13 protein-coding genes are annotated in these 14919 nt (G+C 70.6%); 3 read left to right on the top strand and 10 right to left on the bottom strand.

The features are described from left to right. Nucleotides 1-100 precede the first annotated feature (100 nt). Entirely contained in the window at nucleotides 101-649 is a 549-nt protein-coding gene (locus AAW13_RS41835) for an isochorismatase family protein (RefSeq protein WP_046732877.1), read from the bottom strand. Nucleotides 650-752: 103 nt separating this feature from the next. Between AAW13_RS41835 and AAW13_RS41840 the strand changes: the two genes are divergently transcribed. After that, the gene (locus tag AAW13_RS41840; RefSeq protein WP_046732876.1) at nucleotides 753-1310 is read left to right on the top strand and encodes a GNAT family N-acetyltransferase; all 558 of its coding nucleotides are present in this window, start codon (nucleotides 753-755) and stop codon (nucleotides 1308-1310) included. On the opposite strand, the gene AAW13_RS41845 is transcribed toward AAW13_RS41840, so the two are convergent. The 9 genes from AAW13_RS41845 to AAW13_RS41885 all read right to left on the bottom strand — a co-directional run bounded on the left by AAW13_RS41845 (nucleotide 1307) and on the right by AAW13_RS41885 (nucleotide 12912). After that, on the bottom strand, nucleotides 1307-2941 hold the full coding sequence (locus AAW13_RS41845) for a type IV secretory system conjugative DNA transfer family protein (protein ID WP_046732875.1): 1635 nt from the start codon (nucleotides 2939-2941) through the stop codon (nucleotides 1307-1309). The genes AAW13_RS41840 and AAW13_RS41845 overlap by 4 nt on opposite strands. A gap of 11 nt (nucleotides 2942-2952) precedes the next feature. Beyond that, complete coding sequence (locus AAW13_RS41850) at nucleotides 2953-4368, bottom strand: ATP-binding protein (protein ID WP_046732874.1); 1416 nt, start codon at nucleotides 4366-4368, stop codon at nucleotides 2953-2955. A gap of 14 nt (nucleotides 4369-4382) precedes the next feature. Then, entirely contained in the window at nucleotides 4383-5942 is a 1560-nt protein-coding gene (locus AAW13_RS41855; protein ID WP_046732873.1) for an SCO6880 family protein, read from the bottom strand. Further along, on the bottom strand, nucleotides 5939-7297 hold the full coding sequence (locus AAW13_RS41860) for a hypothetical protein (RefSeq protein WP_046732872.1): 1359 nt from the start codon (nucleotides 7295-7297) through the stop codon (nucleotides 5939-5941). The genes AAW13_RS41855 and AAW13_RS41860 overlap by 4 nt, the downstream gene beginning before the upstream one ends. Then, a complete protein-coding gene (locus AAW13_RS41865; RefSeq protein ID WP_046732871.1) occupies nucleotides 7287-8123 on the bottom strand; it encodes a DUF8175 domain-containg protein in 837 nt (278 codons plus the stop codon). Before AAW13_RS41865 ends, AAW13_RS41860 begins: the two co-directional genes overlap by 11 nt. Nucleotides 8124-8263: 140 nt before the next feature. Beyond that, a complete protein-coding gene (locus AAW13_RS41870) occupies nucleotides 8264-8572 on the bottom strand; it encodes a hypothetical protein (RefSeq protein ID WP_046732870.1) in 309 nt (102 codons plus the stop codon). A 335-nt stretch (nucleotides 8573-8907) separates the two neighbouring features. Beyond that, entirely contained in the window at nucleotides 8908-10215 is a 1308-nt protein-coding gene (locus AAW13_RS41875) for a S53 family peptidase (RefSeq protein WP_046732869.1), read from the bottom strand. Between the two features lie 388 nt (nucleotides 10216-10603). Then, entirely contained in the window at nucleotides 10604-11971 is a 1368-nt protein-coding gene (locus tag AAW13_RS41880; protein ID WP_046732868.1) for a S53 family peptidase, read from the bottom strand. Nucleotides 11972-12309: 338 nt separating this feature from the next. After that, nucleotides 12310-12912 carry a TetR/AcrR family transcriptional regulator gene (locus AAW13_RS41885; protein WP_046732867.1) on the bottom strand — a complete coding sequence of 201 codons (603 nt, stop codon included), beginning with the start codon at nucleotides 12910-12912 and terminating at the stop codon, nucleotides 12310-12312. Between the two features lie 125 nt (nucleotides 12913-13037). Here AAW13_RS41885 and AAW13_RS41890 point away from each other — a divergent pair, with 125 nt between their 5' ends. Further along, a complete protein-coding gene (locus AAW13_RS41890; protein ID WP_046732866.1) occupies nucleotides 13038-13946 on the top strand; it encodes an oxidoreductase in 909 nt (302 codons plus the stop codon). A 111-nt stretch (nucleotides 13947-14057) separates the two neighbouring features. Beyond that, entirely contained in the window at nucleotides 14058-14822 is a 765-nt protein-coding gene (locus AAW13_RS41895; protein ID WP_046732865.1) for an SDR family oxidoreductase, read from the top strand. Nucleotides 14823-14919 lie beyond the last annotated feature (97 nt).

Raw genomic sequence — 14919 nt, forward strand, 5'->3', positions numbered from 1 at the left:
GGGAGAGTAGGACGCCGCCGAACAAATATTGGGAAAACCCCCGCATCTTCGATGCGGGGGTTTTCTGCGTTCTGGGTTCTGGAGACCTCAGCCGGAGACCTCAGAACGTCACGTCCGCCGTGGTGGCCGTGCCGCCCTTTCGGCCCGGAGCCTCCTGCCACTCCCAGTAGAGATTCGTGTGGGAGATGACCTGCTGCGGCGCCGGCGCCCCGTACTGCGTGAGGTCCTCCGTGGTGTGGGCGTCGGAGACCAGCGTCGCGTCGTACCCGCGGACGATGGCGCCGTGCAGAGTGGAGCGGATGCAGGCGTCGGTCTGGGCGCCGGTGACGACCAGACGGCCCACGGCACGCTCGGCCAGCACGGACTCCAGCTCGGTGGCCTCGAACGAGTCGCCGTAGCGCTTGTGGACGAGCGGCTCGTCGGCCTCGCGGATCAGCTCGGGGACGTACTGCCAGGGGGCGCTGTCCGGCTTCAGTTCGTCGCTGGAGTGCTGGATCCAGATCACCGGGACCGCCTCGGAACGGGCCTTGGTGATCAGGGTGTTGATGTTCGTGATCACCTCGTCGCGGTTGTGGGAGCTGTCCACCACCCCGTTCTGCACGTCCACGATCAGCAGGGCGGTGTTCGGTCGGTTCGGCAGAGTCGTCATGGCGTCCACCGTAGAGCGGGGCACTGACAACGGGGTCCGAGTGAGCTGCGTAAAGGGGATGAGCAGGGTGGGACGCGCGGGCTAACGTGGCCGCATGAGTACTATGACCAGCGGTGATTACGGCGTCCGCGCGATACGGGCCGACGAGTGGCAGGCCGTCAAGCGGCTTCGGCTCGTCGCCCTGCGGGACCCGGTGGCCGACATCGCGTTCCTGGAGAGCCACGAGGACGCCGTGGGCCGGCCGGACTCCTTCTACCAGGACCGGGCCGCCCGGTCGGCGGAGGAGCCCAGTGGCGCGCGGCAGTTCATCGCCGAGACGCCGGACGGGGAGTGGGCCGGAACGCTGACCGTGCTCATCGAGGAGGCCGGGACGACGGACTGGGCCGGGCAGCCGGTCGAGCGACGGCAGGGGCACGTCGTGGGGGTGTTCGTCCGGCCCGAGCACCGGGGGAACGGGCTGATCAAGGCGCTGTTCGACGTCGGTGTGGCCTGGGCGCGGGAACAGGGCGCGGAACGGGTGCGGCTGTTGGTGCACGAGAGGAATCCGCGGGCGCAGGGCGCGTACCGCAAGGCCGGCTTCGTGCCGAGCGGGGTGCTCGTGCCGTTCGACAAGGACGACACGGAGACCGAGCTTGAGCTCGTGCTGGAGTGGCCGTCCTAGACCGGCAGTTCCCGGTGCGGCCAGCGGGACCGGGCCTGCTCGTGGGAGCGGAGCAGGGCGAGGGTCGGCAGGCCCTGGCCCGGACCGGTGGTGAGCAGGTCGGGCAGCTGGGGGAGGGGAGCCACGGCCGCCACGTCGTCCAGGACCAGGGTGAGTGGTGGGTCGAGCCGACCGGAGGATGACCGTTCGGCCATGCGCCGGCCCTGCTCGACCACGCTTGAGACGAGGGCCGTCAGGAGGGGCATCGCGCCGGGGTTGGTCCTGGGGTCCTCGATGGATTCACCGACCACATAAAGCGTGCCCCCTTCGTCCACGAAGGAATCCAAAGCGAGGGCATCGGATCGGTTGGGATTGCAGGCCTCGCGGATGTTGACCGTGAAGAGTGCGGCCAGCGCACGCGCCGTCAGTTCCTGGGCGATGTCGCGGCGTTCCGGGTGTGCGGTGAGCGCGGCCTCCAGCTCGCCCGCGGCGCCGGGGGCCGCCTTCGGGTGGGTGCGGAGCGTCCGTACGGCGTCCTGGACGCCCGTGCCCTGCGCCCAGCGGTGGACATGGCGGATCGTGCGGTTCTCCAGGGCGGCGGCGTGCAGGTAGCTGCGGAGCAGGGTCTCCGCCGTGTCCGTGACCGCCTGGTCGATCTTCGCGGTGGGTTTCACGGGGGTGAGCAGGGCCTGGGCGCGCAGGGCGGCGGTCTGCTTGTCCGCGCAGCCGGTCGTGGGGGACCAGTGGAAGCGGGCGGGGGTGTCGCAGAGGTGGTTCGGGTCGTAGAGGAGGGCCGGACCGAGTTTGGCTCGGGCGTCCTTGGTCTCGTACCAGACGGCGGGGTTCGAGGTGACGACGAGGGCGGGTCCGGCCGCGTCGCGGATGGCCTGGATCGCGGTCGTCCGGCGGGATTCGGCGGGCGCGAGGTGGATCTTCGTCCAGCCGCCCAGGCGTTCACCGTTGACGGAGGAGTGAGCGTCGAGTCCGTCGAAGGCGGGGGCCGGCTGGGTGCCGTGGGCCGGTGGGGGGAGCACTGTGCCGTCCGGGCCCGGCACGGGGGCCGAGAGGCCTCCGACGAGGCTCGGAGGGACCTGTTCGGTGGCGGGCGCGGGGACGGCGGGGCCCGAGGGGACCTGCTCGGTGTCTGTCGCGAGGACGGCGGGGCCCGTGGGGACCTGCTCGGTGCCTGACGCCAGGACGGCCGGGCTCGGGGCCTGGACGGTCGCTGGTGCCGGACCCGGGGGCGCGTCGGGCGTGGTCGCCTGCCCGGCTGTCGCCTTCCGGTTTCTTCGGCCCGCGCGCCAGCGGGCGACCGTGCCCATCACGAACACGCCGAGAACGAGCAGGATCATCAGCTGGCCGAGGAGCAGGCCCCAGAACAGTCCCCACCCGGACAGCCGGGCCGCCGGGGTGTCCGGCCAGGCGCCCGTCACGTCGTGCGGTTCGCCGATGAGGTGGCGCATCGCCGGCGGGGTGTGGGTGAGGGTGACGGTCGACGGCCAGCTGCCGTGGGCGAACCAGGCGGCCAGTCCCGTCGCCGTCCACACCAGCAGGGTGACCCCGAGCAGGGACCCGAGTATGCCGATCAGCAGGCCGTCGGGAACACCGCCACCGCCGCGGTGTTCCCGCTCCTCCCGAGGGTCCGGTCTCACGAACGGCCTCCCTATGCCACCGTCGACTCGGAGTCGCCGAGGTGCTGCTCCACGAAGGCCGCCGCCCGCTGTTCCGCCTCCAGCTCGGCGGCGCGCAGCGCGTCGTCGGCGTCGGCCAGGTCGCTGGAGGACTCGGTCATCGCGCGGTCGGTGAAGACGAGCGGCCGTTCCGTCTCGGTGACCAGGTGTTTGACCACCTGGACATTGCCGTTGACGTCCCAGACCGCGATGCCCGGGGTGAGGGTGGGGATGATCTCCACGGCCCAGCGGGGCAGACCGAGGACCCGGCCCGTCGCCCGCGCCTCGTCCGCCTTCTGGGCGTAGATCGTCCGGGTCGACGCCATCTTCAGGATCGCCGCGGCCTCCTTGGCCGCCGCCCCGTCCACGACGTCGGACAGGTGGTGGACCACCGCGACGAAGGAGAGACCCAGGCGCCGGCCGAACTTCAGCAGACGCTGGAACAGCTGCGCCACGAAGGGGCTGTTGATGATGTGCCAGGCCTCTTCGACCAGGAAGATGCGCTTCTTGCGGTCCGGGCGGATCCAGGTGTGCTCCAGCCACACGCCGACGATCGCCATCAGGATCGGCATGGCGATGGAGTTGCGGTCGATGTGGGACAGGTCGAAGACGATGAGGGGGGCGTCGAGGTCGATGCCGACCGTGGTGGGGCCGTCGAACATGCCGCGCAGGTCACCGTCGACCAGGCGGTCCAGGACCAGAGCGACGTCCAGGCCCCACGCCCGTACGTCGTCTATGGCGACGTTCATCGCCTCGGCGGACTCCGGTTCGGGGTGCCGTAGCTGCTCGACGATGTCCGTCAGGACGGGCTGGCGGTCGAGGATGGTCTCGTTGACGTAGGAGTGGGCGACCTTCAGGGCGAAGCCGGAGCGTTCGTCGAGGCCGTGGCCCATCGCCACCTCGATGATGGTGCGCAACAGCGCGAGCTGGCCCGTCGTGGTGATCGACGGGTCCAGCGGGTTGAGGCGGATGCCGTGGTTGAGGGCCGCCGTCGGGTCGAGCCTGATGGGGGTTATCCCCAGCTCCTCCGCGATGAGGTTCCACTCGCCGACGCCGTCCTCGCCCTGCGCGTCCAGGACGACGACCTGGCGGTCGCGGAAGCGCAGCTGCCGTAGGACGTAGGTCTTCTCCAGGGCCGACTTGCCGTTGCCGGACTCACCGAGGACCAGCCAGTGCGGGGCGGGCAGTTGCTGGCCGTAGAGCTGGAAGGGGTCGTAGATGTAGCCCTTGCCGGAGTACACCTCCCGGCCGATGATCACGCCCGAGTCGCCCAGGCCGGGGGCGGCCGTGGGGAGGTAGACGGCCTGGGCCTGGCCGGTGGAGGTGCGGACCGGGGAGCGGGTCGTCTCGACCTTCCCGAACAGGAAGGACGTGAAGGCTTCGGTGAGGACGGACAGCGGGTCCCTCATCAGCGCATCAGCCTCTACCTTCGGATTCCGGTGGCGAAGGGCAGTGTGTTCACGAAGGCGCGGTGGTGCTCGCGGTCGCACCACTCCAGTTTCAGGTACGACTTTCCGGCGGACGCCCTTATGGTGCGCTTGTCGCGGTTGAGGGCCTCCGGGGAGCGGGAGGACACCGTGATGTAGCCGACCAGGTTGACGCCGGCGGCGCCGCTGGCCAGGTCTTCGCCGCGCTGGTCTAGGCGGTTGTGGGCGGCGATGTCGCGGGGGTCGACGGTCCGGTTCATCTTGGCGGCGCGGGACGCCTCCGCCTCGTCGTTGGTCTTCTCCGTCAGCATGCGCTCGATGGCGACCTCGGTGGGTTCGAGGTCCATGGTGACCGCGACCGTGCGGATGACGTCCGGGGTGTGGACCAGGAGCGGGGCCAGGAAGTTCACGCCGACCGGGGTCATCGGCCACTCCTTCACCCAGGCCGTGGCGTGGCACCAGGGCTCTCGGGTGGACGACTCGCGGGTCTTGGCCTGGAGGTAGGTCGGCTCCATGGCGTCGAGTTCGGCCGGCCAGGCGTTGCGCTTGGTCATCGCCTGGATGTGGTCGATGGGGTGGTCCGGGTCGTACATGGAGTGGATCAGGGAGGCGAGGCGGCCCTGGCCGAGGGGCTGCCGGACACGGATGTCCGCCTCCTGGAGGCGGGAGCAGATGTCCGTGAGCTCGCGGGCCATGACGACGGCGAGCCCGGAGTCACGGTCCAGCTTGCGGCCGGCCTGGGGGCGGGCGGCGCGGGCCATCGCATGGGCCTCGGCGGCCAGTTCGCGGGAGTAGTGCATGCAGGCGACGAGATAGGCGCGGTGCTGCTCGCTGCTGGTGGAGACCATGGACTGCAACTGGTCGTACGACTGCGCCAGCCAGCCCGGTGCCCTGTCGTCGCCGCGCTGGGCGACGTCCTTGGCGTGCGCGTCGGGGTCGGCGGGGAGGGTGCGGGCGAGCATCTGGAGGCGGGTGACGAAGCCGTCGCCGTTCGCCACGTGCTTGAGGAGGGTGCCGAAGCGGTCGACGAGGGCTTCCTGGTCCTCGGAGTCGCGCAGGCCGACGCCGGGCCCTTCGATCTCGATGGCCGCGGTGACCGTCTTGCGGTCGGCGTGCAGGAGCACGGCGATCTCGTCGGGGCCGAAGGGAGCGGCGAGCCAGCTGATCCGGCCGATGCCGGGCGGCGGGCCGATCTCGACCTCGCGGCCGTCGATGCGGGTGCCGGCCTCGCTGGCGGTGGAGCGGTACACGGTGCCGGTGCGCAGGGTGCGCTTGTAACTGCGGTTGATCTCGAACCACTTGTAGAACGTACGGCGCTTGTACGGCACGTAGACCGCGGCCAGCGCGAGCAGCGGGAAGCCCATGAGCAGCACGATGCGCAGGGAGAGGACCGGGACGAGGAGTCCGCACATCATGCCGAGGAACGCGCCGACGATGATCAGGCCGATCTCGCCGGACTCGCGGTTGCGGCCGACGATCGCGTTCGGCCGGGCGCGGCCGATGAGATACGTACGGCGGGGCGCCATCGGATGGGACAGATGGGACTCGGTCGTCAACGCCCCTCACCTCCCGAGCTGTTGTTGCGGGTGTTGCTGGCGTGCGGGGTGTTCGCCGGGCTGGGCGCGCGGGGCGCGGGCGCGGCGGAGGGGACGGCTCCGCCGCCGCCGGTGGAGCCGCGGGTGCTGTGGGCGGCGACGCCGCCCGAGGCCGGGTTGGACGGGCGGGCGGCGGAGGAGCCGCCGGACGAGCCGCCGCCGTTGTTGTCGGCGCGCGCGCTGTGGGTGCGGATGCCCTGGGCGACCAGGTTGGCGGGGCTGCTGATGACCGCGGCGGCCTTGCCCTCGGCGCCCTGCATGATGCGGTTGTTGCGGCCGTTCGCGATCTCGTCGCCGAAGCCGGGGACGAAGCGGTAGATCATCGCGCTGGCGAAGATGGCGAGCAGGATGATGGCGAGGCCGGAGACGACGGCGGAGAAGGCGTCGGGGCCGCCGTCGGAGGAGAGCGCGCCGGCGAGGCCCAGCACTATCACGATGACCGGCTTCACCAGGATGACGGCGATCATGATGCCGGCCCAGCGGCGGACGTGGCCCCACAGGTTCTTGTCGACGAGGCCGGCGTAGACGACGGTGCCGAGGAGGGCGCCGACGTAGAGGAGGGCGGCCCTGATGACCAGCTCCAGCCAGAGCACGCCGGCGGCGAGGATGCTCACCAGGGAGACGACGATCAGCATGATGGGGCCGCCGCCGATGTCGTCGCCCTTGTTGAGGGCGTCGGAGAAGGTGCCGAAGAAGGTGTCGGTCTGGTTGCCGGTGGTCTTCGCGAGGACGTCGGTGACGCCGTCGGTGGCCGATACGACGGTGTAGAGGATCAGCGGGGTGAAGGCGGAGGCCAGCACGGTCAGCCAGAGGAAGCCGACGGCCTCCGAGATGGCGGTGGTGAGGGGGACGCCGCGTACCGCCCGCTTGGCGACGGCCAGCAGCCACAGCAGCAGGGTCAGGATCGTCGACGCGGCGAAGACGACGGCGTACTGCTGGAGGAACTTCTCGTTGGTGAAGTCGACGTTGGCGGTCTCCTTGACGGCCCCACTGAGCTTGTCGACGGTCCAGGAAGCAGCCTTGGCACACCCCTGAGCGAGAGAGGACAGGGGGTCGAGGGTGGAACTGAGGGGGTCGGTGGTGGACCCGGAGGAGCCACTGCCGCTCCCCTTCTCGCAGTAGTCCTTGGCGGGACCGATCAGCAGGCCGCACGAGTCGCTGCTGGCCGACGCGGACGGGGCGGGCGAGGCCGAGAGACTGGGGGTGGGCGACGGCGTCGGGTCTGCAAGGGCACGGGTCGCCAGCAGGATCACCGTGGTCTGTACGGCGGCCAGGAGGCCGGTCAGTTCGAGTACGCGACGCGGGCTACCGGGCATAAGTGAACCCTCCGTACTGCTCGACGGCCTTGCTGATCTCGTCGGAGGTGGCGGCCTGGTCGTCACCGGGGACCGGCGCCGGTCCGTCCTTCTGGGTGTCCGCGCTGATCTTCCAGTCGTCGTCGGCCCAGTGCAGGTTGAAGGTCCAGGTCTTCCAAGTGGTGGTGACGGGATTGGTCGAGGCCGTGCCCGACATGCCGATGAGACCCACGTACCAGACCGAGACCTTGGCGTCGGTGTCGCTGTACTGCTCGGCCGTGGTGCCCACCGGGACCGTGCGGGAGACGAAGGTGCTGCCCTGCGGGGCGTTGCCGTTGGCGTCGAGGCCGAGTTTGCCGAGGAAGCCCGCCGAGTAGGCCGCGTCCATGGCGTTCTGGAGCTTGCCGGCCGCGGCGGGCGTGTAGAGGCCGTTGACGATTCTGTGCCGGCTGTCCTTGTTGAACATCCCTGTCGAACCCAGCGTCACCGCGTAGTTCGCCGCCGCGCTCTGGGCGCCCTGGGTGGTGTGGGCGAAGCCGGTGGGGATGTTGCCGGACTTTGTTTCTACCGGCTTGGTGCCGCTGGCGGCCGTGGAGGACGTGGCCGGCTGGTCGGCGTTGCCGCTTCCGTTGGTCGTCGTGGACGACGACGAGTCGTTGCTGTCGCCGTCGCCTCTGTTCGCGAAGGCGATCGCCGCGATGAGGAGGACGACGACGCCGACGACCGTGACCAGGCTCCGTGAGGAGGAGCGGCCGCCGCGGCGGGCCGCGCCGCCGTACGGGTCGTCGGGCAGCCGGGTGCGGGTGTGGCCGGACTCCGGGTAGCCGGGCTCGTCTCCGAGGCTCATGCCGCGTACTCCCCCTCCACGTCGTACCGGAACGCGTAGCAGTACGACGGTAGCCGTGCTGGTTCCCGCGCGGGCGCGGTGTGGTGACTCGACATCAGGGAAACGCAACCTCGGAGCGGGGAGGGAAGAGGTCCAGGCGCCTAGACGGCCATGCCGTACACGATGGTGAACAGGGTGCCGAGTGAGCCGATGATGAAGACTCCGGTCAGTCCGGCGATGATGAGGCCCTTGCCCTGTTCGGCACTGAAGGTGTCACGGAGAGCCGTGGCGCCGATGCGCTGTTTGGCGGCACCCCAGACGGCGATGCCGAGGCAGATGAGGATGGCCACGGCCATGACCACCTGGATCATCGTCTTCGCCTCGTTGCCCAGGCTGCCGAAAGGCCCCCAGTCCGGAGCGATTCCGCCGATGATGGTGTTGATGTCTCCCTTGTCGGCCGCGTAGAACATGTAAGTCACCGCCCCTGGTGGGTAGTTCTGGCCGCCCCTGCCCGGTGCAGAGGTCACGCTCTATTCTCGCTGACAACGCCGCCGGAGTATGTCGACTTGACGTCATTGATTGGCGGGTTTCGTACGAAAGGCTCGTACGGTCACTCTGTGTATCACGGCAGGTCACGCCGGGCAATGAGGCCTGAGCGGAACCTGTGGTGTGGTTCCGTCGTTGACCCCTTTCACGCCCTGGCACGCTTTTTGACGGCCAGTCGGGTGAACGCCACCGATCCGATGTTCTCATGACGAACGGGCCGCGGCTGGTTGCCGCGACCCGTGGGGGAGAGGGGCTGGTGCTAGTTGGCGAAGGCGCTGACGCCCTCGGGGGTGCCCCAGCCGGTCGGGCCGTCGTAGCCGGTCTCGGCGGTGCAGAAGTACGCGGTGGAGCAGGAGCCGTTGTAGCCGCTCGTCACGTCGTTGAGGGACGAGGTGCCCGCGTAGTCGTAGGGGTACTGCGCCGGGTAGGTGCCGCTGGCCGGGGTGCCGGCGAGGGCGTAGACGCCGGCGATGATCGGGGCGGAGACGCTGGTGCCGCCGAAGGTGTACCAGCCGGCGGTGACGCCGTAGGAGTCGTAGACGGAGACGCCGGTTGCGGGGTCGGCGACCGCGGAGACGTCGGACTCCATGCGCTTGGTGCAGCCGGTGTCGGTCTGCCAGCTGGGCTTGGCGTCGTAGGCGGAGCAGCCGGAGCCGGTGCCCTCGGAGCTGGAGGTGCGCCAGACGGACTCGGTCCAGCCGCGGGTGGTGGAGGCGGTGGAGAGCTTGGTGCCGCCGACGGCGGTGACGTACTGGGAGGTCGCCGGGTACTCGGCGCCGTAGCCGCTGTCACCGGCGGAGACGGTGATCGCGACGCCCGCGTGCTTGTAGTACGAGGTGTCGTACGACGTCTGGGAGGAGGACTCGGAGCCGCCGTAGCTGTTGGAGACGAACTTGGCGCCGAGGGCGACGGCCTCGTTCTCCGCGGTGCCGAGGTTGGCGTAGCTGGCGCTGGTGGCCTCGACGAGGGTGATGTTGCACAGCGGGCAGATCGCGGAGGCCATGTCGAGGTCGAGGGAGATCTCCTCGGACCAGCCGGCGTCGGAGGAGGGCAGCGAGGTGGTGGAGCCGGTCTGGGAGACCTTCTTGAAGCAGCCGTTGGCCGTGGTGCAGGCGGACAGGCCGTAGTACGAGCGGTAGGTGGCGAGGTCCGCCTCGGCGTTCGGGTCGTTGTAGGCGTCGACGATCGCGATCGTCTCACCGGAGCCGTTGGAGGCGGCGGCGGAGGTCAGGCCGTAGGCCGACCGCAGGTTGGTGGGGCTGTAGCCGGACGGGGTGGAGGCGTCGGCGGCCTTGGGGGTGACGCCGGTCCGCGCGGCCTGCTGCTTCTGGAAGGCGGTGAGGCCGCCGGTGACGCGGTAGGACTTGCAGGTGAGGTCGCCCGTGTGTCTGGGGGTGGCACAGGGGGTGGCGACGTAGGTCACCTTGCCGGCCGCGGTGGGAGTCGCGTCGGCCTGGACGGCGGTTCCGAGGCCGACGAACATCAGCGCGGCGGTGGCCGTCGCGGCGGTGCCCAGTCGGCGCCAACCGCTGCGCAGCGAGGATCTGTTGGGGGGAGTGGAACGCATGCGTGCAGCCTCCTGATGTTCCTGATGGGGTGGAACAGTTCGAACAGGGGCGGTGCGGGTGCGATCTGGTGAGGCGGTCCGCGAAGAGAATCCTTTGTTGAGTACGCGACAACAAGGGGCTTAGGGAATCCTTACTTCCGCATTGCCGAACGCGGCCTTCGCGTGACCCGGTGATGGCTGCCCGTTGTCCTGCGGGTGACGGCTGCTTGACTCGACTCACAGCTGGTTCACTGGAGTTGCAAAGCCGGTGGAAACGGCAGGTCGCGAAAGACGGGCCACGGCCGGATGCCGTGGCCCGTCTCTCTTGCGCTGCCGCCGAGGGGACCCCACGTCCCCCTCACGGTGGCGGCTCCCCGTGACCCGACGGGGAGGTCGGTCTCCGAAGGGCTCAGCCGGTGAAGGCGTCGGTCCCCTCGGGGGTGCCCCAGCCGGTCGGACCGTCGTAGCCCGACTCGGCGGTGCAGAAGTACGCGGTCGAGCAGGAGCCGTTGTTGCCGCTCGTCACGTCGTTCAGGGCCGAGGTGCCGGCCGCGTTGTACGGGTACTGGGCCGGGTAGTCGCTGCTGCCCGGGGTGCCGGCCAGGGCGTACACCGAGGCGATGAGCGGCGAGGAGGCGCTGGTGCCGCCGTAGGTGTTCCAGCCCGTGCCGTCGTCGCCGTAGGAGTCGTAGACGGAGACGCCGGTGGCGGGGTCGGCGACCGCGGAGACGTCCGCGATCATGCGCTTCGAGCAGCCGGTGTCGGTCTGCCAGCTGGGCTTGGCGTCGTAGGAGGAGCAGCCCGAGCCGGTGCCCTCGGTGCTAGACGTCTTCCACACCGACTCGGTCCAGCCGCGGCTGTTGGAGGAGGTGGAGAGCTTGGTGCCGCCGACGGCGGTCACGTACCGGGAGGCGGCGGGGTACTCGGCGCCGTACGCCTCGTCACCGGCGCTCGCGGTGATGGCCACGCCCGCGTGCTTGTAGTACGAGGTGTCGTACGACGTGTCCGACGACGACTCGGAGCCGCCGTAGCTGTTGGAGATGAACTTGGCGCCCAGCTTGACGGCCTCGTTCACCGCGGTGCCCAGGTTGGCGTCGGAGGCCGACTTCGCCTCGACCAGCAGGATGTTGCAGTTGGGGCAGGTCGCGCTGACCATGTCGAGGTCGAGGGACTCCTCGCCGGCCCAGCCGCTGTCGGCGGACGGGAGCGAGGTGGTGGAGCCGGTCTGGGAGACCTTCTCGAAGCAGCCGTTGTCGGTGGTGCAGTCCGACAGGCCGTAGTACGAGCGGTAGGTGGCGAGGTCCGCCTCGGCGTTCGGGTCGTCGTACGCGTCGACGATCGCGACGGTCTCGCCCGAGCCGTTCGCGGCGGCGGCGTCGGTCAGGCCGTAGGCCGACTGGATGTCCGAGGGGCCGTATCCGGTGGGGGAGTCGGACGCGGCGTTCGGCTTGACGGTCCTCGGCGCGATGCCCTTGAGGGCGGCCTGCTTCTCCATGAAGGCGGTGGTGCCGCCGGTGACCCGGAGGGCGTCGCAGGCGGCGAAGCCCTTCTTCGGGGTGGCACCGCAGCCGGCCTTCTCGTACTGGACGTGGGCCTTCGCGACCTGGGCGGCGACGGTCCTGGCGCTCACCTTGTGGGTGACGTCCGCGGTGGCCGCGGTGGCGTGCGCAGCGGTGCCGAGGCCGGCGGCGGCGAGCGCCGCGGTGGCCGCGAGGGCGGTGCCGATCCGGCGCCGTCTACCGCTGCTGTGGGGGGTGTCGGGGGTGGTCGTACGCAACGTACAGCCTCCTGGGAGAGGGGACAGAGGCCTGCGGGTGGGGGGCCACCGGCGTGGTTGCCGGTGGGGGCGGCGGCGGCCCGCGACGAACCATCGCGTTGTTGGGTACGCGACAACAAGATGGGTTTCGGAATCCTGACTTCCGCGTTACTGAAGCGCGGGAAGGGCTTACTGATCATTGGGGGCCGGATGGCCGGAGGTTGGGGTTCGGTTGACCCGGCAGGCCGAAGTGCCCGCTACGCAATGCGCGTTGACGACGCATCAGGGGTCGTATGGATCGGGTGCCGGGGGGTGCGGTCGTGGGGTGCGGTCCGCCGCCGGCGGGGCGTGCCCCGGTGTCAGCGGGGCTTGAGGCCGTGCAGCAGGAGGTGGATGTAACCCTCCAGGCCGACCAGGGCCTCGTCCGGGGGCAGTGCGCAGGCGGCGATCAGGCTGGCGAGGCCGTGCACGCCCGCCGCGGCGGCGAGGGTGAGCCGCTCCGGATCGCCCTCGATGATCTCGCCGCGCCGCTGCGCCTCCGCGGTCAGCCGCACGAAGGAGCCCATGGACATGTCGACGGCGTCGGCCAGTTGCGCGTCGATGTCCGGGTCGTGCTTGCGGGCGAACATCAGCTCCAGCAGCTCGGGGTTGTCGATGGCGAAGGTGAGGTAGGCGCGGGCGAGCGAGGTGAGGCGCGGTTCCAGGGGGGCGTCGGGCAGGTCCGCGGCGGCCAGCGCGCCGTTCAGGCGGTCGTATCCGGCGAGCGCGAGCGCGTCCAGGAGGGCCTGCTTGTCCTTGAAATGCCGGCCGGGGGCGGCATGGCTCACCCCGATGTCGCGGGCCAGCTCGCGCAGGGACAGGGCGGTGGCGCCCTTCTCGCGCAGGGTGCGCTCGGCGCTGGTGAGCAGGGCGGCGCGCAGGTCTCCGTGGTGGTAGGGGCGGCTTGGCGGCATGGGCGCCATCGTAGCCCGATGTAGCCGCCGTCAGCTTTGTGGTCACTGTCAGCTTTGTTGGCACCGTCAGCTTTGTTGGCATCGCCATCTTTGTTGTCGTTGACATCATTGTTGTCGACGCCTACATTGGCGCCATGGCTGAGAAGAACCACAAGTGGAACGCGAGCGATCTCCCCGACCTCACCGGCCGTACGGCCGTGGTCACCGGCGCCAACAGCGGCCTGGGCCTGGCGGCCACGGACGCGCTGGCGCGGGCGGGCGCCCATGTGGTGCTCGCGGTGCGCGATCCGGAACGCGGCCGGGCCGCCGCGGCGAAGGTGCCCGGCAGTACCGAGGTGCGCCGCCTGGACCTGGCGGACCTGTCCTCGGTACGGGAGTTCGCGGCCGGCTGGGACCGCCCGCTGGACCTGCTGATCAACAACGCGGGCGTGATGATGCTGCCGGAGCTGCGCACCGCCGACGGCTTCGAGATGCAGTTCGGCACCAACCACCTGGGCCACTTCGCGCTGACCAACCTGCTGCTGCCGCACGTCACCGACCGGGTGGTGACCGTCTCCTCGGGCCTGCACCGGGGCGGCGACGGCGTGATCCACTTCGACGACGTCAACCTGCGCGCCAACTACAGCCCCACTCGCGCCTACGCCCAGTCCAAGCTGGCGAACCTCCTCTTCACCCTGGAGCTCCAGCGTCGCCTCACCGAGGCCGGCTCCCGGGTGCGCGCCCTGTCCGCACACCCCGGCTACGCGGCGACCAACCTCCAGAGCCACCACGCCAACCCGCTCGCCCGCCTCGGACTGGGCCTCGGCAACCGGCTGCTCGCCCAGGACGACCGGGCGGGCACGCTGCCCACGCTGTACGCGGCGACCCGCGACCTGCCGGGCGCGAGCTACGTCGGTCCGGACGGCCTGGGGGAGATGCGGGGCGCGCCGACGCTGGTGGGCCGCAGCCGGGCGGCGAGCGACCCGGAGGCGGCGCGCCGGCTGTGGACGCTGTCGGAGGAGATGACGGGGGTGAGGTGGGCGCTCGGCGCGCGGACCGCGTGAACGGCCGGCCGGAGTGAACGCCCAGGTGGTGGACGGCGGACGGTCCCGCCGACGGACCTGGATACGGTGAGCCGACACGATGTGCACGACGGCTCTCCGGGAGGTGGCGGTATGACCGCCGGCGCCGTGGACTTCACCCTCACCGGACGAACGGCCCTGGTGACCGGGTCCGTCCGGGGGCTGGGGCTGGAGATGGCGCGGGGCCTGGCGGGCGCCGGCGCGCGGGTGGTCCTCAACGGGCGGGACACGGTGGCGCTGGAAGCGGCGGCGGCCCGGCTGCGTGACGAGGGCCTGGACGTGACCGGTGCGGCCTTCGACGTGACGGACCGGGCGGCGGCCCAGGACGCGGTGAGCGCCGTCGGCGCCCTCGACATCCTGGTCAACAACGTGGGCCACCGGGACCGCAGGGGCGTCCACGAGATGCCCCCGGACGAGCTGTCAACGATGCTCGACACCCATCTGACCTCGGCGTACGCGCTCAGTCAGACGGTCGCCCGGAGCCTGGCGGCCCGTGACACACCGGGGCGCATCATCAACGTCTCCTCCGTGGTCGGCCAGTTGGGCCGCACCGGTGACGTCGCCTACGCCACGGCGAAGGCGGGCCTCGACGGCCTGACCCGGGCGCTGGCGGCCGACCTCGGCCCGAGCGGCACGACGGTCAACTCGGTGGCCCCGGGCACGTTCGCCACGGACGTCGACGCCGCCCTGGCCGAGGACCCGGAGTGGGCCACCTGGCTGCGCACCCGGACGGCGCTGGGCCGCTGGGGACGGCCGCCGGAGATCGCGGGCATCGTCGTCTTCCTGGCGAGCGACGCGGCGTCCTTCATCACGGGTCAGACGATCGCGGTGGACGGCGGGATGACGACCACGTTCTGAGCACACGGCCGCCAAGAACCGCCCGGCGGGACGGCCGCAAGGGCGGTTCACAGCGAAAAATCAGGGAAGTCGGGAACCGATTCTCACCTTCGTGGGA

It is taken from the genome of Streptomyces humi (assembly GCF_001005085.2).
In the GTDB taxonomy this organism is placed as follows: Bacteria; Actinomycetota; Actinomycetes; order Streptomycetales; family Streptomycetaceae; genus Streptomyces; species Streptomyces humi.